We start from the raw sequence: 20,136 nt of genomic DNA, 5'->3' as shown, positions 1-20,136 counted from the left end.
GGATTGGAAAGCACGAGCCAAGCTCGAAAAATGAGGAGTGCAGCGGCGAAAAAACTAGCGCCCGGAAACGCGAAGCCCTCGATATGCGAGGGCTTTAGTCAAGCGATGGGTGATTTGTCGAAGGTCAGCGGCGGGTACGGGATGTGGAACCCATGATCAGCGCACCCAGCAGTTTTTTCATCCGCACCGGGAACAAGCGTCGCCCCGCGGCTTCCGGCACCAGGATTTCGCTCAACACATAACGAATGATCATTTCGCAGATCAACTCACGGTCAAGACGTACCCCCAGGCGCTCGTCCCAATCGTCGAAAACAATGCCCAAGCCATCCTGAAAACGCACGATCGAATCGTGGAAAATCCGCCGGAAAAAACCCAACGCATAATCAGGGGCAACCACCAGAAGGCGCCGCGCCCGACTTTGCTCAAGGTAATTGTCGAGATAAGCGAACAGCGCATTCAGACGCGCTTCCGGATCACTGATATGCCCCAGCTCCTGGGACAGCGAGCTGTGGAAACTTTCGCGTTTGTGCCGCGAAAAAGTGTCCAGCAGATCTTCTTGGGAGGCGAAATAGCGGTAGAAGGTCCCCCGCGAAACACCCGCGACCTGACACACATCCAGGATCGAAATACGATCGGCACCGGACATCAACACCACTTCTTCAGTGGCCTTGAGGATATTGGCGATTGTCTCTTCCGAACGTCGGTTCGGCTTCACCTTGATCCCTGCCCCTCCATTGGCAGCGATACGTCGCTCGACCGGTTTAACCTGGCTCGCCCCTGTATCAGGCAACGCCTTTTTCTTCGTTCTGGAGGCCGGCGTAGGCGCTTCTGTTTTCAGGGATGCGGCTTTTGGCATGGATCGATGCGCTCAAGGAAAGTAAAGATGGCGCAACGTTACCACAGGATCTGGGCATAAATAACAGGATATGTTCAACTTATTGCTAAAGACATTTTCACATTTTCTATTTAGAATCTCATTCTCTCTTCAAAATAAAATCAGGCAACCCTTACCAACGTGGGCGCCTAAAAGGAGAAAACTGATGGGCAGCAGTGGAAATCCAGAGACGTGGGCAGTGGGAGAACGAGACACTGTTATCGATGCGTTAGATCGGGCGGTAGCAAGGCATCCAGACAAGATACTGCTGGATTTCAGCGGAGAGTTATACACATATTCACAGATTGACTCACTCTCAACAAAAATGGCGCATGCCTTGATCTCGCTGGGCGTCAAGACCGGTGACACGGTGCTGACAATGCTCGATAACAACATCGACGCAGTCACCACTTGGCTGGCCATCAACAAGCTCTGCGCCGTGAGCGTGCCAATCAACACCGCCCTCAAAGGGGAGTTCCTGCGCCATCAGATCGCCGATACCGGCACCTCGGTGGTGATCTGCGAAGCAGCCTACCTGCCGCGCATAACGCCACTGGCCGGACAACTGCACGACGTACAGCACATTCTCCATCGCGGCGCACTGGAGACAGTCCCCGATTGCCCGATTCATATTGCGCCATTGGATGCATGGCGCGGACATGACACGACCCCGCTGGTCAAGAAACCACAGCCTTCAGACCTGGCTTGCCTGATCTACACCTCAGGCACCACCGGCCCCTCCAAGGGCTGCATGATCAGCTACAACTTCATGTGCAATCTGGCGCGCCTGCAATTGCGTGCCGGTCCAGCCAGTGCCGATGACGTGACCATCACCCCGCTGCCGCTGTTCCACATGAATGCACTGTGCGTATCGATCATCGCCAGCATTCTGGTGGGCGCGCGCGCCGCCATTCTCCCGCGTTTCTCGGTCTCGAATTTCTGGCCTGAAGTGGAGCGCTCGGGCGCAACCATCGCCTCGATCCTGGGCGGCATGGGCGGCCTTCTCGCTCAAGCGCCTGACAATGAAGCGATGCTGCGCTGCGTCGGGCAGATTCATACCGCACGTGGCAACCCTTACACCGAAGAGACCAAGAAAATCTGGCGCGAGCGTTTCGGCACCCAACGGGTAGGCGGCAACGGCTATGGCCTGACCGAAGCCTGTGTCGTCACCTCGCTGGCGGCCGGGGAATACGCCGCGCCCGGCTCGTCGGGAAAACGCATCGCGGATTTTGACGTACGGATCGTCGATGACCTGGATCAGGAAGTACAACCCAACTGCGTGGGCGAAATCGTCGTACGCCCGCTACGTCCGGACATCATGTTCCAGGGCTACTGGCGTCGTCCGGAGGACACCCTGAAATTGATGCGCAATATGTGGTTCCACACCGGCGACATTGGCCGATTCGATGACGACGGCTTCTTCTACTTCGTCGACCGCAAGAAGGACTACATGCGCCGCCGGGGTGAAAACATTTCCAGCTTTGAAATGGAAGCCGCTTTTGCTGTTCACCCGGCACTGGCAGAAGTGGCGGTACATGCCGTCCCGTCAGAGCGGGGTGAGGACGATGTGAAGGTCACTGCCGTACTGCATGAAGGCGTAACGCTTGAACCGGAGCAATTGTTCCATTGGGCCACCGATTCGGTGCCCTACTACGCCCTGCCGCGCTACATCGAGTTTCGCAGCAGCTTGCCAAAAAACCCGCAGGGTCGGGTGTTGAAGTATCTATTGCGCGATGAAGGAAAAACCGAAACCACTTGGGATCTGGAAACCACATCGATCGTAGTGTCCAAAAAGTAGCGGCCTCTTGCTTGGTACGCGCCAACACAGAAAGCCCGCTTTGAAGCGGGCTTTCGCGTTTTTTGGGTCTGGCGCCGTATCCGGTCACAGGAGCGAGCAAGCTCGCCCCCACATTTACGGGCTCAATCAGTACTCCCGCACGGGAACACCTTTCGGGCGGGAGTTGTAGCCGGGAAGGTGCAAGCCACCATCGACGTGAATAGTCTCGCCCGTGATAAACCGCGACATCTCCGACGCGAGGAACACCACCACCGGACCAATGTCGGCCTCAGGCTCGCCACAACGACCCAACGGCCGCATCGAAGCGGACATTTCGGCAAAGCCGGGGTTTTCCGCGGCGAGTTTGTGGAAGGTGGCCCCCATCGCGGTAGGGGCAATGGCATTGGTGCGGATGTTGAAGCGCCCCCACTCAGAGGCCGCGCTGCGGGTCAGTCCGACGATCGCTGACTTCGCTGTGTTGTAGTCGCCGTGCAGCCAGGCGCCGATCTCGATATCGATGGAATAGAAGTTGATGATTTTGCCGCCGCCCCGCGCCTTCATATGGGGCAGCGCGGCTTTCATTGCCCACCAGGCAGCCCATACCGTAGAGCCGAGGGTCTGCTCGAGCATGGCATCGGTTTTTTCTTCCAGAAGGACATTGGGCGTGGGAGCGAAGGCGTTATTGACCAGGATGTCCAGGCCACCAAACTGATCGACGGCCAATTGCACGGCGGCTTCGATATCGGTCTTGCTGCACACATCGGTCTTGATGAATACCGCCTGGGCGCCCAGCGCTTTCAACTCGGCGACTACAGCCTCGCCACTGGAAACATCCAGCTCGGCGACCACCACGGCAGCACCTTCTTTGGCAAAACTCAGTGCAATGCCGCGACCGATTCCGCCACCTGCACCGGTAATCAGCGCAACCTGTTCGTTTAGCAATGCCATAGCCACTCCAATTCTTGTTATTCAGTGAACATTTTTGTTTATAGTGTTCAACTATAGCTGATTTCTTCTGACCGAACAGTAGCGGAACAAGGATATCGAGAATGGCTGTATTTCGTCGCCGCGTGGACATCGTTGCTCATCATGCCCAGGCCACGGGGGAAGTCCGTGCCGCTCTGGAAGACGACTTCCACCACTTCCGCGTCTGGGTTCGTCACCATGAAGGTGAAGTCACCGCCATAGGCGGTGAAGCGTTGCGCTACCCCTATTCTCTGTGCCCACAGGCTTGCGATCAGTTACAGCAGTTGCTGGGCATGACATTGAATCGGATTGCCCACTCCGTCACCCGGCAGACCGACGCCAGCCATCAATGCACCCATTTGTTCGACCTGGCGGGCCTGGCCATTGCCGCCGCCGCGCGCGGTACTCACCAACGTCGCTACGAAATCAATATCGGCCGGCGCATCGACAACCGTACCCGCGCCATCTTGATACGCGATGGTAATCAAGACCTGACCTGGGACGTGAACGGCACCCTGATCGAAGGACCTGCGCCCTATGCCGGCATCAACCTTCGCGAAGGCATGGCCCGCTGGGCCCTCAACACCCTCAGTGAGGAAGCCGCCGAGGCAGCCCTGCTACTTCGCCGCTGCACGCTGATTTCGATGGGACGGGCCTACAACCTCGACGAACAGATTCACGCCTCGAGCACCGCCCGGTGCTACAGCCAACAACCCGAGCGCGCCGAACGGGCACTGCGAATGAAGGGCTCGACCCTGGACTTCAGCTATCAAGCATCAGCGCTGTGTGACCAGGACCAGGCGTGGCTCAGGCAGAAACGCTAGCCGCGCGACACTGGCGTAAAGAGCGGTGCGGCCGATACCTCCAAGGGTTGGCGATCCGGACGCGAGCCGGATCGCCGATACCACCCTAGAGGAAAACAGCCAGGTTGGGCGTCCCGAGCACCGCCTGATCGATAATGACTTCGCGCCGTGCCAGCTTGAAGCCCGCCCCGCCGAGACGCAGCACGTCACGCCGTTCACCACTGATGATATCGACGTGGTGGTCTTTGAAACGGCTGCGGGTCAGCAGCAGGTAACTGGTCACCACGAACTCATCGGGCTTGTCGGTTTCTTCGACAAACACGTTGGTCACCAGACGCCGGGTACGCGAGGGAGGGTCTTCCGCCCAGGCGCTTTTGCCGGACAGGCGCAAAATGCGGCCCATGATCGAGCGGTAATCGTCGTGGTAATGCTGAACGCTGCGCACGATGGTGGTTTTCAGTTCCGCCGCCAGGCGCGTCTGGCGCAGCGGCACGGTGTACACCAGGTCGGTGTCCAGGCGCTCGGCCCATTCCTGCAGGCGGATCTGGTCGAGCAGCGTGGCTTCCTCGTACAAAAAGGTCACCACGTCGTTGTATATCGGCGACCCCACCGGCACCCGCTTGGTACCGACTGGGGAACCCGGCTGGATATCTTCCACGCCGCGCTGTTGAACCTGAGCCATGAGTCATTCCCTCACTGTTATTCTTGTTAATGCTGTTACCGCCGACGGCGGCCCGAGGACCGCAGTCGAACCTGGCCTGACAGCGGGCGTTACTGGTCATCCGATGCCGTCATCAGCTCATGCCAGTACAACCACCAGTGCCACTGGGTATCGTCCTTGGTGAAGCCTTCATTGACGATGCCGGGGCCAGGCCAGCCTTCAGGTGCGCCGGTTTCAAAGCAGGCCTGGTATTTCAGCGTGCTCTTGCGGCCCATTGCCCCTTTGGCGGCCAGGGTCATGTGCGGCCAGGTGTCGGAGTCATCCTGCTCAACCATGCCAGAGGTGCCGAACAGCTGGATGGTTTGCTTGAGCATCTTGTCGCGCAGTTCCGGGGAGGCGTCTTTCTCGGCAAACACCCAGTTGACGAACTCGAGCTTGTCCGGGCCTTGCGGTACGTAAGCATGCAGGGTCATCGAGCCAACGACAGAGCCATCTGGCTGCGGAATGTAGACAAAGCCGAAAAGAATATTCGGGAACATCCCACCGACCTGGGGCGGCATGCTGGTGAGCACGTTCAATTGATCTTCGGTCAGATTGCGTGCCAACTGCTCGACCATGTCGGCCGTCATGCCGGCCGGCGGCAATGCTTCAAGTTTCTGCTGCACAGTCAACTCCGCCGGATCGAGGCCGGTCAGGCGCTTGATCTTGCGCGCCAGGTCGATGCAGCGCAGTGCATGACCGTGCGGCGAGCTGATTTCCACGCCAATCATTTCCGGGCTGAGGTCGGCTGTCTCGCCCTCGCCTTTCTTGGCGTAATTACCCACCTCACCCAACCAACGGTGCAGGGTCAGCGTGTGGAAACCGTCCGCCGCCGATTGCTCGCCCGCCGTTTTCCAGTTGGCGTTGACGATAAAGCGCTGCGGTGGGCCGAGGACTTCCATGCCCTTGTCGGAGCGACAGAACAGCATGTCGTAATACCACTTGGCATCGCCCAGGAACTCGTCGAACGAGGGCCCATCGATATTCCAGGTGGCAAATACCAGGCCGCCATACAGCGTGACCCGCGCCTTCTTCAGGCCCAGTTCTTCCTTGGGCAACATCTTGCCGTGCATGCATTCACGTTCGACGGGCGAGCCGATGAAATCGCCATTGGGGCGGAACGCCCAGCCGTGATAGATGCATTTATGAATTTGCGTATTGCCGCAGTCGGCGGTGCTGATGCGCATCCCGCGGTGCGGGCACACATTAAGGGTCACGAACACCTCGCCCTGCTTGCCACGGGCCACAATGACGGAATCGGACCCCAGGTCTCGGACCATGAAGTCTCCGGAGTTGGGAATTTCCGACTCGTGCCCCAGGAGTACCCAGATCTTGCCGAAGATCTTTTCCATCTCCAGTTCGTAAATTTCGCGATCAGACAACACGCGCATTTGCACTTCACGGCTAGAGGGGTAGATGAGGTCCGAGACCTTGGTTCCATCGGACAATACGGGGCTTGTTTTTGTTAGCATGATTGCCTCCTGATCAGAGCGTTACACGGTTGGTCGCCACAAAATATAAGACACTTTCTATATTTCTGTACATTTAATTCGCGAGCGGTGAATGTCTCCGTCCTCGCATCATAGTCATTCCCTGTCGGGCGCCTTGCCCACTTGAGTCCGCAGCACGCCAATGCCATCGATCTCCAGCTCAACCACGTCGCCGGGTTTCAAATAACGCAATTGCTCCAGGCCACAGCCGTTGCCGACCGTGCCGGAACCAAGAAACTCACCGGGGTACAAGGTTTCCGAACGGGACACGTGGGCAATCACGTCTTCAAAACTCCAGCGCATATCACGGGTATTGCCGCGCCCCCACTCCTCCCCATTGACCCGGGCAACCATATTCAGATCGTAGGGATCACCCAGTTCATCGGCGGTCACCAGGCATGGCCCCATGATGTTGGCGGTGTCGAAATCCTTGCTCTTGGCCGGACCGAGCATGCCGGGCATTTCCAGGGCCTGCGCGTCGCGCGCACTCATGTCGTTGAAGATGGTGTAACCGACGATATGCCCACGGGCTGCTTCACGGCTGATGTCCTTGCCGCGCTTGCCGATGTAGCAACCGAACTCCAGTTCGAAATCCATCGCCCGGCTAAAGCTCGGCCATTGGAATTCATCGTCGATGCCAATCACCGCGAAACGGTTGCCCTTGTAGTAGATGGGCTGCTGGTTGAAGGTCTCGATCACCCGGTCGTCGGCACGAGTGTTCATCGCTTTCAAAGTAGCTTCCGGATCTTCGGTACTTAGCGCACGGGCGCGACGGGCCGCAGCGAAGCTCTGGCGCAGATGCAATTCGAAGCACGAACAGTCGCGCATCTGTGGGGGTGGCTGAATCGGTGCGCGCAGTTTCACGTTGGCACGTTCCAGCACCGCCGCCGAGGGTGCCTTGGCCACCAGCGAACGGGCCAATTCCAGCGCCGGCTCACCGCCCTCCACCAAGGCCAGAATGCTGCTCAGTGCCACACTGTCGCGACTTTCCAGCAAGCGGTAAGCCCTTTGCAGGTCGAGCACCTGCTGGTCCTGGTTGAGCAAGGCTCCTGCGCGGTCAAAGCCTTCGGCGTCGGTATAGGTCACCAGTCTCATACGCGACCACTCACGGGCAACAGCGCACCGGTTACAGCGGCAGCATCATCCGACAGCAGAAAGGCCACCACCGCCGACAACGCTTCTGGCGTCACCCAGCGGCTGCTGTCGGCATCCGGCATGTCGGCACGGTTGGCTGGGGTATCGATGATGCTTGGCAGCACGGCGTTCACCGTCACGCCACGCTCCTTCAACTCTTCGGCCAGGGCTTCGGTCAACCGGGCCACACCAGCCTTGGAGGCCGCATAAGCCCCCATCCCCGTTTCGGCCTTGACCGACGCCAGCGCACCGATATTGACGATGCGTCCCGCGTTGGAGACCAACAGGTGCGTCAGCGCCGATTGAGAACTGATGACCGCGGTACGCACGTTTATCTGATAGAGGCGATCCCAAGTCTCCAGGCTGCCGCCTTCGACGGTCTCCCAGGCAAAACCGCCCGCGACATTGACTAAACCATCGATGCCGCCCCACTGCGCCGCGACCTGCTCGAACGCCGCGCTGGCCGACTCGGTCGAGGTCAGGTCGACACCGCCCAGGCACAGCAGATTCTTTGTATCCAGCAAGGCGGCTGGCGCCTGGCTACGGTCCAGCAAAGCGACCCGGGCGCCGCGCGCCAGCAGGCATTTGCCAAGTGTGCTGCCAAGGGCACCAAACCCGCCGGTAACGACTACCCTCTTGTCCAGTAATGACTGGGACATCGCAAAATCCTCTTGTTGTTGTTTTACGGCGCGAACGGTCGATTCGTGCCTTCGTCGGAACAAATATATGACACTTTTAGAAAATATGTACAAATGATACCGTATGACTTCCAGTCAAATACTCACCTGCGGAGCGCTGATGCCCAGAAAACTACCTGCACTCAACGCCGACAACCGCGCCTTCTGGCAAGGTGGCGAACGGGGCGAACTGCTCGTTCATCGTTGCGCGGCCTGCAGCCGGTACTTCCATCCACCGGCCCCGCTCTGCCCGCATTGTGCAAGCTTTGACGTGGCACCGCAGGCGGTGTCAGGCAAGGGAAAAGTGCTCAGTTACACCATCAACCACCAGCCTTGGGCTCCTGACCTGGAGGTGCCCTATGTGGTGGCAATCATCGAGCTGGTCGAACAGTCCGGATTGCAGTTCGTAAGCAACATCGTGGGCATGCCGGTCACGGATGTGCATATCGACATGCCGGTACGGGTCAGCTTCCTCAATGTCGAGGATGTGTGGTTACCTCTGTTCGAGAAGGATCAGTGATGTTCGATCATCGTTATGAAAAAGACGTCGCCATCACCGGCGTCGGCCAATCGGAAGTCGGGCGCCCCTCGAACAAGTCGGCGATGCGCCTGACGCTGGATGCCTGCCTGGAAGCGATTGCCGACGCTGGCCTGCAACGCAGCGATATCGACGGCGTGGCCTGCTGGCCGGGCGACAACAATAACGGTGACCCGTTCTCCCCGGTCGGCCCCAGCGCACTGAAAAGTGCCCTTGGGCTCAACGTCAACTGGTTCGGCGGCGGTTATGAAGGACCTGGCCCACTCACTGGCGTGATCAATGGCGCCATGGCGATTGCGGCGGGCCTGTGTAATCACGTACTGGTGTTTCGTACTATCACCGAAGCGTCGGCTCGCAGGGTCAACAAACAAGCGGGCGCTCTCACCAACAAGACTCAAGGTCGCGACAGCAGCTACGCCTGGCAGTGGTTTACCCCTTTCAATGTGCAATCGGGCATCAACCTGATGGCGCTGTATGCCCAACGTCACTTCCATGAGTACGGCACCCGGCCAGAGCAACTGGCGCAAATCGCCCTGACGTGTCGCCAGAACGCCATGCGCAACCCCAAAGCGCTGTACCGAACGCCCATGAGCATGGACGACTACATGGCGTCGCGGATGATTTCCTCTCCTCTGCGCATGTTCGACTGCGACGTGCATTGCGATGCATCCACCGCCATCATCCTGTCGCGTCGCGATATCGCGCGGGATCTGCCGAACGCACCGATCCGCATCGAGGCCATGGGCGCGGCGTTGAACCAGCCATGGTCGTGGGACCAGATTTCCCTGACCAGGATGGCCGCCTTCGATGTCGGCCAGATGATGTGGGCACGCACCGACTACACTCCGCAGGACGTTGGCTCTGCGCAGTTGTATGACGGTTTTTCGATTTTGACCCTTATCTGGCTGGAAGCCCTGGGGTTGTGCCCGACCGGGGAAAGTGGCGGGTTTGTCGAGGGTGGCACGCGCATTGCGCTGGAGGGCAGCTTGCCCATCAACACCAATGGCGGGCAACTGTCTGGCGGGCGCACCCACGGCCTGGGTTATGTGCACGAAGCCTGCCTGCAATTGTGGGGGCGTGCCGAAGGCCGACAAACCCGCGAACACCGCGTCAGTGCGGTGGCCGCCGGCGGCGGTCCGCTGGGAGGCAGCCTGCTGTTGGTGCGCGAGTGACCGCGCGCCTCAGTAGAGAACGCCAGCCACTTCGTTACAGAACTCGATCAGCGCCTTGCCCAGTTCGGCAAGGCCCGCTTCATCCCGTTGTCCACGGAACATCACCGCTGAAACGGTGAAGTCGATGCTGTTGGTCGGTGAGTAGACCGGCGCCGCAATGGCAAGAATCCCCCCCGAGAAATGGCCATCATCCACCGCCCAACCACGCTCGGCAGCTTGTCTCACTTCCTTGCGGTAAACCTCCAGCGACAGCGGTTGAGCCCAGCGGATGGTCTCGAAACTGCTTTGTACCTCGGGGTCGTCAAGGTCGATCTGCGTGGCGAACAGACGGCCACTGGCACCCATCAGAATCGGCAGGCGCTGACCTTCGGCCATGTCGATGCGCACATCGGTCGGGCTGGCCGCGGAGCTGACAATGACGATGCGATCAGGGCTCATCTTGCGCCACAGGGTGATGGTCACTCGCAGGCGTGCAGCCAGGTTCTGCAACAGGGGTTTGGCCATCTGTACGCGGTGGCCCTGGGTGACCAATTGCTCGACTAAACGCGCCAGCCCCAGGCCCACGGAGTAACGCTTGGACATGGGACTGAAATCAACCACTTCCTCCTGGACCAGGGTGCGCAGGATATTGAAGCAGGTGCTGGGATTGATCTTCAGTTGCCGGGCGATATCCACCGAACGTTCCGGTGTGCCCACCTGACTGAGGTAGCGCAGGATGCGAATGGCGTTGGAAACGGGCTTGACGAGGGTTACGCCGGCCGATTTGGTGCTGTCATTGACGTCAGTGAATTCCATGCCCGATCCCGTCACTTTAAAGTGCCGGCATTCTAGCCTGAGAATGAACGACAACGTGAAAGTTTTATCTGGGAATTAGTCGAACACTTGAGACGGAGTATTTCTCTAACGGCTGGTAAATCAGCCGGCGGGTTTGCAGGTTCTCTCGACGAAAACGCTCAATGAGACACTCCTGGGCATGGTCAGCCTGGGTCACCCGCATCTGCTGGCGCAGATACTCCAGCCAGGACTCGACAATAAAGCGCTCACTGTAGAGTTGCGGGTCCGCCATGTCGCGGTAAAGGCACCAGTTTTGCGCACCGTTGCGCCGTCGCGCCTTACCTACAGCGTACACGGCGATCAAATTCATCGCGCTCTGGCGCCGTCACTTGGTACAGGATCTTTCACTTATCCAGCGGCAGGCCCAGTCGCCCGACCGCACGGGCGGGGCTGAGCGGGCGTGGCGCAGCAATGGTATTGCGCAGTCGGCCGATGCCTTCGATTTCGGCCTCGACGCGGTCACCCGGGCGCAAAAAGCGCCCGCTTTCCAGCCCCACGCCGTGGGTGGAACCGGTAAACACCAGGTCACCCGGGCGCAGGCTGATGCGCGCATCCAAATAATTGAGCAACTCGTCCAAGGGAAAAATCATCTGCCGGGTATTGTCCTGCTGGCGCAACTCATCGTTGACGCTCAGGCGCATCTCCAGAGCCGGTTGCCCCCTGACGGCCACTTCGTCCGTGGTCACGATCCAGGGACCTACCGGCGTGGTGCGATCCATGGCTTTCTGCGTCAACAGGTCCAGGCGACCAATCTGCTTGCCGGCATCCCGAGCACTGATGTCATTGCCCACCGTGTACCCCAGCAGGCAATCGCTGGCATGGGGTTCATCCAGCAACGGTCGGCCCACCACGGCGACCAGTTCGACCTCATAGTCAAGTTGGGCGGTTAAGGGTGAGTAGTCGATATCGTCATCGGCACCGACCAGCGCCGACCCAGGCTTCATGTAGGCCAGCGGGTGCGCCGGCGCATCACTGCCCAGGCGCTTGAGATGACTGAGGTAGTTGAGGCCCACACCAAAGACGCGGCTGCCCGGCTCCAAGGGCGCGAGCAGGCGCGCGGCTGACAACGGCAACCATTGGCCTGCCAGGTCCAGGGCGTCTATCGCAAGATCCGCGCACAGCCCGACCCAGTGGGAAAACGGCGCGTTAATCCGCCGCAAATGCTCGGTTTGCCCATCCAACAGTGCCCAGAACGCCTGCCCAGCGACTTCGACCCGCGCCAGACGCATATCAGCGCTTGGCCAGGTACGTCGGCAGGTACTCGGCATCGAGCATTTCTTCCGGCGTCTTGACGCTGGGACCGAGAATCGGGCCAACCATTTCGTGGCCCCACAGGCTGAGTTTTTCCGGGTTCAACTCATAGGGATCGCCTTGCCATGGCTCGATTTCAGCAATGGTCTCGAAGGCAAAACCGGACGGATTGAAATGGTAGAACGACAGGTGCGGGTCCTGGGCATGTTGGCCGAGGGTCATCATCATCGGCAGCCCACGCTGGCGCACGATGTCGTAGGTTTCCCCGACATCCCGCACATTGCGCACGAACAGCCCGACATGCTGCACCCCCATGCGTCCCGGCCCATGGCCATAGGCAATATCATGGCTGGTGTGATGGTTGAGTTTGGAGCGGAAGAAACCGGTTCGCCCTTTGCCCGCACCCGCGCCATACCAACTGAAGCCCATCACGTTGAGCAGAAAGTCTTCCAGTTCCGGGGTGTAGTCCGGGGTGATCAGCACCACATGGCCCGCGCCCCGTTCGTCAGCCAGGAAACCACTGTGGGGACGCCCTGGCTGGAACGAGCGCGGCAGCCATTTCTGCCCGTAAAACAGTTCGTGCTGATACCCCACGGGGTCGCGGAAGCGCACCAATTCGCGCACACCGCGCTTTTCACACAATTGGGCGTCGCCACGGCTGTAGTCGACATTCGCCGCCGCCAGCTTCCTGATGCCCTCTTCGAACGCCATGCGCCCCACCGCTTCCCAGCCGATGTAGGCAATTCGGTCTACCTTGCCTGGATGAAAAGCGAAGCGATGGCGTCGATCGTCGATTTTGAAGTACAGCGACTCCGGGTCACTCTCGGGATTCTTGCCGATACCAAAGCCCATTACCTGCGGGCCGTACTCACGCCACGCCTCGAGATTGGGGGTTTCGAAGCCCATGTAACCGATACCGATGATGTCCACGTTATTCACCTTTTTATTGTTCGAGATGAAAGGTGCCTGCGGCACCCGCCCTGACGCCGCGCTAGACAGCCAGCAACCCACCGTCGATGACGAAGTCTGAACCGGTGATGAATGAGGCCTCATCCGAAGCGACAAATACCGCCATGGCCACCACTTCCTCAGGCTCGCCGGGGCGATCCATCAATACGCCGTCCAGCAGCATGGCGCGAATCTTCGGGTCTTCCAGAAACGGCCGGGTACCCGGGGTGGCGACAAATCCCGGACTCAAGCTGACCGCACGGATGCCGAACGGGGCGCCCTCCACCGCCAGCTGGCGAGTGAACGACACCACGGCCCCCTTTGCTGCCGAGTGGGCGCTGATGCCGGCGACTTTCGAGCCGCCCCAGGCTGCGGTGGACGATACGTTGATGATCACCCCGCGCTGCTCGGCCAGGTGGGGCCAGGCATACTTGGTGGTATAGAACAGCAGGTCGATTTCATTGCGCATGGTGTACTGCCAATCCTCGATCGACAGTTCGCTGACCAGTCCGAAACGAGCGGCGGAAGCATTGTTGTAGAGAATGTCGATGCGCCCATGTTCGGCGACGGCGGCATCGATCCAGGCCTGGGCCTGTTCATGATCGCCCAGGTCCACAGGCGCCGAGCCATACAGGGTATGGCCCTCGGCCCGCAGCAAGGCCGCCGTCTCCTCATGACCTTCGGCAACCACGTCGCAACCAACCACGATTGCGCCTTCGCGGGCAAAACGCAGCGCCGCCGCCCGGCCCTGGCCACCACCGGTACCGGTGATCAACGCCACTTTGTCTTGTAAACGTCCCATCAGCACACCCTCACCTCTGTGGTTATCACATTGCGGCAAACGTTCATGCCGTCAAACGGCTTCGTTTTCCGAGGTGATGGGTTCAAGCCAGATCGCCTCGGCGGGACAGGCGGCAGCGCCCTCACGGGCCTCCTCCTCCAACTCCGGGGGGATATGGGCGTCGTCGAAATACACCAGGCCATCGGCATCGAGCTTGTACAGGCTGGGGCAAATCGCGGCACATAAACCATAACCACAGCAGCGGCTACGGTCTACCACGGCTTTGAATTGCGCTTTTTCTGAACTCATTTTTTTCTCCTTATCAGGTTCAGCCTCGGCAAATTATGAACACTATTTTATTTTATGTGCAATTAATATTTGGCACGGCTATGCTGGCAGTCACCTGGGACGATCGCCGTGCCAGACAAAGATCCATGTGGGCGAACTTGCTCGCTCCCAGAGGCCCAGATTGGTCCGAAGGAGGCCCCCACGCAGGGAATTCGTTTGTCTATAAGTCAGATGGTTGGGCTGGACAAAGCGGAATTTTTGATTTTATTCTGAATAAAAAACCAGATTCTGTTCAAAGAATCTGCTGAGGGTGGATTCATTTCCCCCTTGTAGCAATGCTTGGCTCAACAAAACCTATAAGGAAGCCAACCCCATGCACCCGTCTACAAACCAAGCCGCAATCGATCCGCGCGAATTTCGACAGAGCTGGAAAATTCTCATTTTGTCCGTCGCCGGTGTTGCCATCAGCATCAATGCCGCCCTGCTCTATGGCTTCGGCACATTGGTCGTGCCGCTCGGCGATGCCTTTGGCTGGAGCAGAAGCGAGCTGCAGGCCTGCATCACCTTTCTGTTTGGCGGCGCCGTGGTGTCACTGCAACTGGTGGGTTGGTTCAACCTGCGCTATGGCATGAAGCGCGTCACGGTCATTTCCCTGCTGTTGTTGTCACTCGGCTACCTGGCGACAACCCAACTGACCCAATCGATCTGGTCGATGTACATCGCCTTTGCAGTGCTGCCGATCGTGGGCATGGGCGCACTGGCGGTGACCTGGACACAACTGTTGAGCCTTTGGTTTGACCGCAATCGCGGCCTGGCATTGGCCATCGGCCTGTCCGGCACCGGTCTCACCGCCGCCACTATTCCCCGGTTGATGGCATGGGGGATCGAACAATGGGACTGGCGCGCGGCCTTCGTGATTCTCGCCCTGCTCAACCTGCTGGTTTTGTTGCCTCTGATTCTGCTGTGGTTCAAGCTGCCCGCTGCGGCGGGTAGCCAAGACGACGGCCATGCACTGGAGCGATTGCCCGGCATGGGCTTTCGTGAGGGTATGGGCTCGCTGAAGTTCTGGACCTGCAACCTGGCGCTCAGCCTGGTGATTTCTTCGATCGTTGGCATGGTCACGAGCACCGTGCCCATGCTGCAATCCAGGGGGTTGTCCGCTGCGGATGCCGCCACCATTTTCAGCGGTTTTGGTATTTCGCTGATCTTCGGCCGGATGTTGATCGGCTATCTGCTCGATCGCCTGTGGCCACCGGCGGTGTCCGCGCTCAGCCTGGTGTTGCCCGCCGTCGGTTGTTTTATCTACCTGAGCCCCACCGCTGAATTTGCGCCGCTGATGCTGGCTGCCGTACTGATCGGCTTTGGCGCCGGGGCAGAATTCGATATTGCCGCCTTTTTGATTGCCCGCTACTTCGGCCTGCGCGAGTACGGTCGTCTGTTTGGCGTCCATCAGGGCTTGAATACCGTGGCTTCGGCGCTGGCGCCATTGCTTTTCGCCTACCTGCTGGCACGTACTGGTTCGTACACGGCAATGCTGGTGTACAGCGCCGCCTGTTGCCTGGTCGGTCCGCTGCTTTTACTGACCCTGGGACGCGTACCACGCTTCAATGCGCAACCACTTCCCAGCCAATCCTGAGCCCTCCCCCCACAACAAGAACCGGAGCAGAACATGCCCACATTGACGTTTATCGAACACAACGGCACCACCCATCAGGTCAAGGGCGACATCGGCCAATCGGTGATGCAAGCCGCGACCTTCGCCTCGGTGCCCGGTATTTCCGCCGACTGCGGTGGCGCCTGCAGTTGCGCTACTTGCCATACCTACGTGGACGAGGCCTGGCTGGGCAAGGTGCAAGCACCGCAAGGCATGGAAAGCGACATGCTCGAGTACGCCTTCGAACGCCGCGACAACAGCCGCTTGAGCTGCCAGTTGATCATCAGCCAAGAAATGGACGGCATGGTGCTGCACCTGCCGTCGTCGCAATTCTGAATGCACTTGAAGGAGCTCTCATGACCCTCGCCTCAGTCGTTATCGTCGGTGCCGGCCAGGCCGGCTTTCAGGTCGCTGCCTCCCTGCGTCAGGAAGGCTATGACGGGCGCATTACCCTGATCGGCGATGAACCAGGCCTGCCCTATCAGCGACCGCCGCTGTCCAAGGCCTATCTGCTCGGCAAAATCCAGGCGACCAATCTGCTGTTTCGCCCGGCGGACTTTTACGCCACCCAGCGTATTGAACTGCTACATGACCAGGTCAGCGCCATTGACCGCCAGAACCAACGGGTGATCCTGGCCTCGGGTGCGGCTGTCAGTTATGACCATCTGGTGTTGGCCACCGGTGCGCACAACCGTCCCCTGCCGGTTCCCGGCGCAGAGTTGGCGCAAGTGTTCGGTATCAAGACCAAAGCCGATGCCGATGCCCTGGCGCCGCTCGCGAAAGCAGCGCGAAACGTGGTGGTGATTGGGGCCGGGTTTATCGGCCTGGAGTTCGCGGCAGTGGCCGCTGCCTTGGGCGCCAGCGTGCACGTGTTGGAGCTGGGTGAGCGCCCCATGGCCCGTGCCGTGTCGCGGGAGATGTCTGCAGTGTTTCGCCAGGCCCATGAAGCCTGGGGCGTGCATTTTGACTTCCGCCAGGGCTTGAGCCGCATCGATGGCGACAACGGCAAGGTGTGCGCGGTGCAAACCGGTGACGGACGTGTTCTGCCCGCTGACCTGGTGGTCTTTGGTATCGGCGTGATCCCCAACGCGCAACTGGCGACCGAAGCAGGCCTGGACATCGAGAACGGCATCAAGGTAGACGCCAGCCTCCTGACTTCTGACCCGCGAATCTCCGCGGTGGGCGACGTCGCCAGTTTCCCTTGCCAGCAGAACGATGAACAACATACCCGCCTCGAGTCGGTGCAGAACGCCGTCGACCAGGCCCGCGCGGTCGTCGCGCGCTTGATGGGCAAGCCGGCGCCTTACAGCGCCCTGCCCTGGTTCTGGACCGATCAGGGGGACTTGAAGCTGCAGATTGCCGGGCTCTCCAATGGCTACGACAGCACCGTTGTCCTCGGCTCCGTCGACGAGAAACAAGTCTCTGTGCTGTGTTTCCGCAATGACCGCCTGGTGGCCGTGGAGTCTTGCAACCGCATGGGTGATCACATGGCCGCGCGCAAGATCCTCGCCCGCGCGCCCAAGCTGACGGCTGTCGAAGCCGCCGCTGACGGTTTCGACCTGAAGGCCTGGGAAGTGGCCAATCGCGACTGAGCACTGCGGACCTGTAAACCCGCAGCCGCGCCCGCCCCAAAGCTGACGCGGCTTTTTTTGCACAATGCCTGGAGCGATGCGATGAACAAAGTCTGGTTTATTACCGGTGCGGCCCGAGGCCTGGGTGCCGCCATTGCCAAGGCCGCGCTGACCGACGGCGACCGTGTGGTGGTCAGCGGCAGGCGCACCGACGCGCTGGAAAATGTCTTCGCCGAGTATGGCGAGCGCGTGCTGGCAGTGGCCCTGGATGTGACCGATGAAGCCCAGGCGCTTGCCGCCGCAGAGAAGGCCGTTGCGCGTTTTGGCCGAATTGATGTGCTGGTCAACAATGCCGGCTACGGGCAACTGGGGCCCTTTGAAGACAATTTCGCCAGCGACGCCGACAAGCAGTTCGCGACCAACGTGTTTGGTGTGTTCAACGTCTGCCGTGCCGTCTTACCCATCATGCGCCAGCAACGCAGCGGCCATATATTCAATCTGTCCTCGATGGGCGGCCTGGTGGGCATGGGCGGTGCGGCGCTGTATTGCGCGTCGAAATTTGCCGTGGAAGGTTTTTCCGAATCACTGGCCCTGGAGGTGGCGCCGTTCGGTATCAAGGTCACGCTGGTGGAACCCGGCGTTTTCCGTACCGACTTTCTCGACGCCAGTTCAGCGGTCTTCGGTGCAGGTGGGCTAGAGGATTACGCAACATTCACCGCCAAGGTCAAAAGCGCTTCGGCCGCCTACAACCACCGGCAAACCGGCAGCCCGACGAAACTGGGCAGCGCGCTGGTACAGCTGGCCAACAGTGCGCAGCCACCGTTGCGTTACCTGGCAGGCTCCGACGCTTATCAGCAAGTCCGCGACAAGCTCGACAAGATGCTCGTGCAAATCGAGCAGTGGCGGCCGCTGACCTGCTCCACCGATGGCGAATAACCGCAGGTGCGCATAGCCTTTCTTGACAAAAGCTGCACGCACCAGGGCGTCCACGGTTACTGGTTGATGAAATAACGCACAGACAACTTGCCGTCTTCGAATCGGTACAACTCGATCGTCTCGATGCCACCTTGCTGCTCGCGAAAGGCGTTCAGGTGATGACAGGCCGCCTCATTGCCATTGACGATGCACTGGCGCACCTCCACGCGAATCTTCGGCTGCTGTAGCGCCCACATGCCTTCCAACACCTGCCAGGCATCATGCAGGGGTTTGCCGACATATTCGATACTCAAGCCATTGGCCGAGACGCTGCGGTAATGGGCGAAAAAACCCTCTTTGTCGCCTTTATTCCAGCAGTCGATCTGGCCGTGCAGGAAGTGCTCGATTGCTTGTTTGTCCATGCTCATATCAGGTTCATCCTCAGGTGGGGTCAGGCGTGTTGTCCTTGCTGCGGGTTTTGTTGACGGGCCAGGAATGCCGGCTCCATCTTCAACCACAACAGAATGATCGGACCGATGATGGCGCAACAGAAACAGCACACCAGCACCGCCGAATAACTGCCGTACACGTCATAAAGATGACCGAACAGCATGGGCACCAGCCCGGAGACGATGGTAATCAGGCACAGGTGCAAACCAAAGATTCGCGCGTAGTCCTTCAGGCCGAAATAGCGGGCCATCAGGAAGGCCGCCAGATCGAATTCAGCCCCGGCACTGGCGCCAATGCACAGGGTGGCAAGGACCAGCAACGAGGTGTTCTGCGCCCCGCCCAAGAGGAAGATCGCACAACCCAGCGCCGGTAGCGCCAGGCTCACGGCCGCGACCACCGAAGGTGAATAGCGATCCAGCAGATAGCCCACCAACAAACGTCCGCCGATGATGGAAATACCAAAGCTGCTGAAAATCTGACTGGCCTGCTGGGGGCTCAAGCCCTTGCTTTGCAGCATCGGCACGAGGTTGGTGACCATGCCGACGGTCAACGACACCGACAATATCAACGCGACGTTGAAGCCCCAGTACATCCCTGAGCGCAAGGCTTGTCTGAACGACATGCCAGTCAGTTGCGCAAGCGCTTTCTGAGGCGTGGCATCAGCACTGGCGAGCGGTGCCGGCATGCGTAACCACATCAATGACAAAGGCAGGGTAAACAGCATCGGCATCGCCGCCAACGCAATGAACCCGGCCTGCCAGCCGTAGGCGGCAATCAACCGCGACAACAGCGGCGGCAGAATCATCGCCATCAAGCCGGTGCCACACAGGATCACGGCCAGCGCCAACCCACGATTACGCTCGAACCACAGGTTGACCAGTTGTGTCCAGGTAATCGCAATGGTGCCGGCGCAGATGATCGGCATGATGAAGAATGCCAGGTACAACCAGCCAATCGAGCCCTGGATCCGGGTGATGGCCAGGTAACCGACGATCTGCAGCACCATCGAAACAATCGCCACTCGGCGCAATCCGTAACGGCGATACAACCCACCCACCAACTGCGTGGAAATCGCCACACCAGCAAACAGAAAGGTGATCGAGGCCTGCAAGTCGCCACGACTCCAGCCGAACGCCTGCTCCAGCGGAATCACCAGGGTGCCGAAGGAATACAGCAACGCAGCGGAAATGCTCGTGCAGATGCCAAACAACCCCAGCAGGACAATGTGCCAGCCACGCTTGAACTCGGAGAAATCATTGCCGGCGTGGGCCGAGGTGGTGCTGTTGCGTGTATTTGTAGTCATGACCTGACTC

22 protein-coding genes are annotated in these 20,136 nt (G+C 59.5%); 8 read left to right on the top strand and 14 right to left on the bottom strand.

Going from position 1 to position 20,136, the window contains the following annotated elements; all coding sequences use genetic code 11:
- Positions 1-124: 124 nt before the first annotated feature.
- The gene (locus tag ABX75_RS22125) at positions 125-856 is read right to left on the bottom strand and encodes a TetR/AcrR family transcriptional regulator (RefSeq protein ID WP_014338824.1); all 732 of its coding nucleotides are present in this window, start codon (positions 854-856) and stop codon (positions 125-127) included.
- A 184-nt stretch (positions 857-1,040) separates the two neighbouring features.
- On the opposite strand from ABX75_RS22125, the gene ABX75_RS22120 reads away from it, so the two are divergent.
- Positions 1,041-2,672, top strand: a complete 1,632-nt coding sequence (locus tag ABX75_RS22120) for an ATP-dependent acyl-CoA ligase (RefSeq protein WP_014338823.1) — start codon at positions 1,041-1,043, stop codon at positions 2,670-2,672.
- Positions 2,673-2,798: 126 nt separating this feature from the next.
- Here the strand turns inward: ABX75_RS22120 and ABX75_RS22115 are convergent, their stop codons facing one another.
- Positions 2,799-3,599: an SDR family NAD(P)-dependent oxidoreductase gene (locus ABX75_RS22115; RefSeq protein ID WP_014338822.1), complete on the bottom strand. Its 801-nt coding sequence runs from the start codon at positions 3,597-3,599 to the stop codon at positions 2,799-2,801.
- A 101-nt stretch (positions 3,600-3,700) separates the two neighbouring features.
- On the opposite strand from ABX75_RS22115, the gene ABX75_RS22110 reads away from it, so the two are divergent.
- A complete protein-coding gene (locus ABX75_RS22110; RefSeq protein WP_014338821.1) occupies positions 3,701-4,441 on the top strand; it encodes a DUF2889 domain-containing protein in 741 nt (246 codons plus the stop codon).
- Between the two features lie 85 nt (positions 4,442-4,526).
- On the opposite strand, the gene ABX75_RS22105 is transcribed toward ABX75_RS22110, so the two are convergent.
- From ABX75_RS22105 to ABX75_RS22090, 4 genes are all read right to left on the bottom strand, one after another.
- Positions 4,527-5,102: an aromatic-ring-hydroxylating dioxygenase subunit beta gene (locus ABX75_RS22105; protein WP_014338820.1), complete on the bottom strand. Its 576-nt coding sequence runs from the start codon at positions 5,100-5,102 to the stop codon at positions 4,527-4,529.
- Between the two features lie 89 nt (positions 5,103-5,191).
- On the bottom strand, positions 5,192-6,592 hold the full coding sequence (locus tag ABX75_RS22100; RefSeq protein ID WP_014338819.1) for a Rieske 2Fe-2S domain-containing protein: 1,401 nt from the start codon (positions 6,590-6,592) through the stop codon (positions 5,192-5,194).
- Positions 6,593-6,706: 114 nt separating this feature from the next.
- Complete coding sequence (locus ABX75_RS22095; RefSeq protein WP_034114495.1) at positions 6,707-7,705, bottom strand: fumarylacetoacetate hydrolase family protein; 999 nt, start codon at positions 7,703-7,705, stop codon at positions 6,707-6,709.
- The gene (locus ABX75_RS22090) at positions 7,702-8,403 is read right to left on the bottom strand and encodes an SDR family NAD(P)-dependent oxidoreductase (RefSeq protein WP_014338817.1); all 702 of its coding nucleotides are present in this window, start codon (positions 8,401-8,403) and stop codon (positions 7,702-7,704) included. Before ABX75_RS22090 ends, ABX75_RS22095 begins: the two co-directional genes overlap by 4 nt.
- A gap of 139 nt (positions 8,404-8,542) precedes the next feature.
- On the opposite strand from ABX75_RS22090, the gene ABX75_RS22085 reads away from it, so the two are divergent.
- Positions 8,543-8,941: a Zn-ribbon domain-containing OB-fold protein gene (locus ABX75_RS22085; protein ID WP_014338816.1), complete on the top strand. Its 399-nt coding sequence runs from the start codon at positions 8,543-8,545 to the stop codon at positions 8,939-8,941.
- Positions 8,941-10,131 carry a thiolase family protein gene (locus ABX75_RS22080; RefSeq protein ID WP_014338815.1) on the top strand — a complete coding sequence of 397 codons (1,191 nt, stop codon included), beginning with the start codon at positions 8,941-8,943 and terminating at the stop codon, positions 10,129-10,131. The genes ABX75_RS22085 and ABX75_RS22080 overlap by 1 nt, the downstream gene beginning before the upstream one ends.
- Positions 10,132-10,140: 9 nt before the next feature.
- Here ABX75_RS22080 and ABX75_RS22075 read toward each other — a convergent pair whose 3' ends face one another.
- The 6 genes from ABX75_RS22075 to ABX75_RS22050 all read right to left on the bottom strand — a co-directional run bounded on the left by ABX75_RS22075 (position 10,141) and on the right by ABX75_RS22050 (position 14,254).
- Positions 10,141-10,926, bottom strand: coding sequence for an IclR family transcriptional regulator (locus tag ABX75_RS22075; RefSeq protein WP_014338814.1), 786 nt, complete (start codon positions 10,924-10,926; stop codon positions 10,141-10,143).
- Between the two features lie 64 nt (positions 10,927-10,990).
- Positions 10,991-11,275, bottom strand: coding sequence for an MFS transporter (locus ABX75_RS22070; RefSeq protein WP_014338813.1), 285 nt, complete (start codon positions 11,273-11,275; stop codon positions 10,991-10,993).
- Positions 11,276-11,309: 34 nt separating this feature from the next.
- Positions 11,310-12,194, bottom strand: a complete 885-nt coding sequence (locus tag ABX75_RS22065; RefSeq protein ID WP_014338812.1) for a fumarylacetoacetate hydrolase family protein — start codon at positions 12,192-12,194, stop codon at positions 11,310-11,312.
- 1 nt (position 12,195) lies between these two features.
- Complete coding sequence (locus tag ABX75_RS22060) at positions 12,196-13,146, bottom strand: VOC family protein (RefSeq protein ID WP_047882655.1); 951 nt, start codon at positions 13,144-13,146, stop codon at positions 12,196-12,198.
- A gap of 61 nt (positions 13,147-13,207) precedes the next feature.
- Entirely contained in the window at positions 13,208-13,966 is a 759-nt protein-coding gene (locus ABX75_RS22055; protein ID WP_034114552.1) for an SDR family NAD(P)-dependent oxidoreductase, read from the bottom strand.
- A 51-nt stretch (positions 13,967-14,017) separates the two neighbouring features.
- Complete coding sequence (locus ABX75_RS22050; protein ID WP_014338809.1) at positions 14,018-14,254, bottom strand: ferredoxin; 237 nt, start codon at positions 14,252-14,254, stop codon at positions 14,018-14,020.
- A 352-nt stretch (positions 14,255-14,606) separates the two neighbouring features.
- On the opposite strand from ABX75_RS22050, the gene ABX75_RS22045 reads away from it, so the two are divergent.
- The 4 genes from ABX75_RS22045 to ABX75_RS22030 all read left to right on the top strand — a co-directional run bounded on the left by ABX75_RS22045 (position 14,607) and on the right by ABX75_RS22030 (position 18,394).
- Positions 14,607-15,869, top strand: a complete 1,263-nt coding sequence (locus ABX75_RS22045) for an MFS transporter (RefSeq protein ID WP_014338808.1) — start codon at positions 14,607-14,609, stop codon at positions 15,867-15,869.
- Between the two features lie 33 nt (positions 15,870-15,902).
- Positions 15,903-16,223 (top strand): 2Fe-2S iron-sulfur cluster-binding protein, encoded by a 321-nt coding sequence (locus tag ABX75_RS22040; protein WP_014338807.1) that lies wholly within the window; start codon positions 15,903-15,905, stop codon positions 16,221-16,223.
- A 20-nt stretch (positions 16,224-16,243) separates the two neighbouring features.
- Positions 16,244-17,479: an NAD(P)/FAD-dependent oxidoreductase gene (locus tag ABX75_RS22035; RefSeq protein ID WP_014338806.1), complete on the top strand. Its 1,236-nt coding sequence runs from the start codon at positions 16,244-16,246 to the stop codon at positions 17,477-17,479.
- A gap of 81 nt (positions 17,480-17,560) precedes the next feature.
- The gene (locus ABX75_RS22030; RefSeq protein WP_047882654.1) at positions 17,561-18,394 is read left to right on the top strand and encodes an oxidoreductase; all 834 of its coding nucleotides are present in this window, start codon (positions 17,561-17,563) and stop codon (positions 18,392-18,394) included.
- 56 nt (positions 18,395-18,450) lie between these two features.
- Here ABX75_RS22030 and ABX75_RS22025 read toward each other — a convergent pair whose 3' ends face one another.
- A complete protein-coding gene (locus ABX75_RS22025) occupies positions 18,451-18,801 on the bottom strand; it encodes a nuclear transport factor 2 family protein (protein WP_014338804.1) in 351 nt (116 codons plus the stop codon).
- A gap of 23 nt (positions 18,802-18,824) precedes the next feature.
- On the bottom strand, positions 18,825-20,126 hold the full coding sequence (locus ABX75_RS22020; RefSeq protein WP_014338803.1) for an MFS transporter: 1,302 nt from the start codon (positions 20,124-20,126) through the stop codon (positions 18,825-18,827).
- Positions 20,127-20,136: the final 10 nt, after the last annotated feature.

It is taken from the genome of Pseudomonas sp. ARP3, assembly GCF_001029595.1.
Lineage (GTDB): Bacteria > Pseudomonadota > Gammaproteobacteria > Pseudomonadales > Pseudomonadaceae > Aquipseudomonas > Aquipseudomonas rhodesiae.
The sequence above is the reverse complement of the archived record's forward strand: the minus strand, read 5'-3'. Positions and strand labels throughout refer to the sequence as shown.

Excerpts from the sequence above, each read along its gene's own strand:
- ABX75_RS22125 (WP_014338824.1), bottom strand. The coding sequence starts at position 856 with ATGCCAAAAGCCGCATCCCTGAAAACAGAAGCGCCTACGCCGGCCTCC.
- ABX75_RS22055 (WP_034114552.1), bottom strand. The coding sequence starts at position 13,966 with ATGGGACGTTTACAAGACAAAGTGGCGTTGATCACCGGTACCGGTGGT.
- ABX75_RS22080 (WP_014338815.1), top strand. The coding sequence starts at position 8,941 with ATGTTCGATCATCGTTATGAAAAAGACGTCGCCATCACCGGCGTCGGC.
- ABX75_RS22090 (WP_014338817.1), bottom strand. The coding sequence starts at position 8,403 with ATGTCCCAGTCATTACTGGACAAGAGGGTAGTCGTTACCGGCGGGTTT.
- ABX75_RS22095 (WP_034114495.1), bottom strand. The coding sequence starts at position 7,705 with ATGAGACTGGTGACCTATACCGACGCCGAAGGCTTTGACCGCGCAGGA.
- ABX75_RS22020 (WP_014338803.1), bottom strand. The coding sequence starts at position 20,126 with ATGACTACAAATACACGCAACAGCACCACCTCGGCCCACGCCGGCAAT.
- ABX75_RS22045 (WP_014338808.1), top strand. The coding sequence starts at position 14,607 with ATGCACCCGTCTACAAACCAAGCCGCAATCGATCCGCGCGAATTTCGA.
- ABX75_RS22070 (WP_014338813.1), bottom strand. The coding sequence starts at position 11,275 with ATGAATTTGATCGCCGTGTACGCTGTAGGTAAGGCGCGACGGCGCAAC.
- ABX75_RS22050 (WP_014338809.1), bottom strand. The coding sequence starts at position 14,254 with ATGAGTTCAGAAAAAGCGCAATTCAAAGCCGTGGTAGACCGTAGCCGC.
- ABX75_RS22035 (WP_014338806.1), top strand. The coding sequence starts at position 16,244 with ATGACCCTCGCCTCAGTCGTTATCGTCGGTGCCGGCCAGGCCGGCTTT.
- ABX75_RS22075 (WP_014338814.1), bottom strand. The coding sequence starts at position 10,926 with ATGGAATTCACTGACGTCAATGACAGCACCAAATCGGCCGGCGTAACC.
- ABX75_RS22110 (WP_014338821.1), top strand. The coding sequence starts at position 3,701 with ATGGCTGTATTTCGTCGCCGCGTGGACATCGTTGCTCATCATGCCCAG.
- ABX75_RS22085 (WP_014338816.1), top strand. The coding sequence starts at position 8,543 with ATGCCCAGAAAACTACCTGCACTCAACGCCGACAACCGCGCCTTCTGG.
- ABX75_RS22030 (WP_047882654.1), top strand. The coding sequence starts at position 17,561 with ATGAACAAAGTCTGGTTTATTACCGGTGCGGCCCGAGGCCTGGGTGCC.
- ABX75_RS22040 (WP_014338807.1), top strand. The coding sequence starts at position 15,903 with ATGCCCACATTGACGTTTATCGAACACAACGGCACCACCCATCAGGTC.
- ABX75_RS22100 (WP_014338819.1), bottom strand. The coding sequence starts at position 6,592 with ATGCTAACAAAAACAAGCCCCGTATTGTCCGATGGAACCAAGGTCTCG.
- ABX75_RS22120 (WP_014338823.1), top strand. The coding sequence starts at position 1,041 with ATGGGCAGCAGTGGAAATCCAGAGACGTGGGCAGTGGGAGAACGAGAC.
- ABX75_RS22065 (WP_014338812.1), bottom strand. The coding sequence starts at position 12,194 with ATGCGTCTGGCGCGGGTCGAAGTCGCTGGGCAGGCGTTCTGGGCACTG.
- ABX75_RS22105 (WP_014338820.1), bottom strand. The coding sequence starts at position 5,102 with ATGGCTCAGGTTCAACAGCGCGGCGTGGAAGATATCCAGCCGGGTTCC.
- ABX75_RS22025 (WP_014338804.1), bottom strand. The coding sequence starts at position 18,801 with ATGAGCATGGACAAACAAGCAATCGAGCACTTCCTGCACGGCCAGATC.
- ABX75_RS22115 (WP_014338822.1), bottom strand. The coding sequence starts at position 3,599 with ATGGCATTGCTAAACGAACAGGTTGCGCTGATTACCGGTGCAGGTGGC.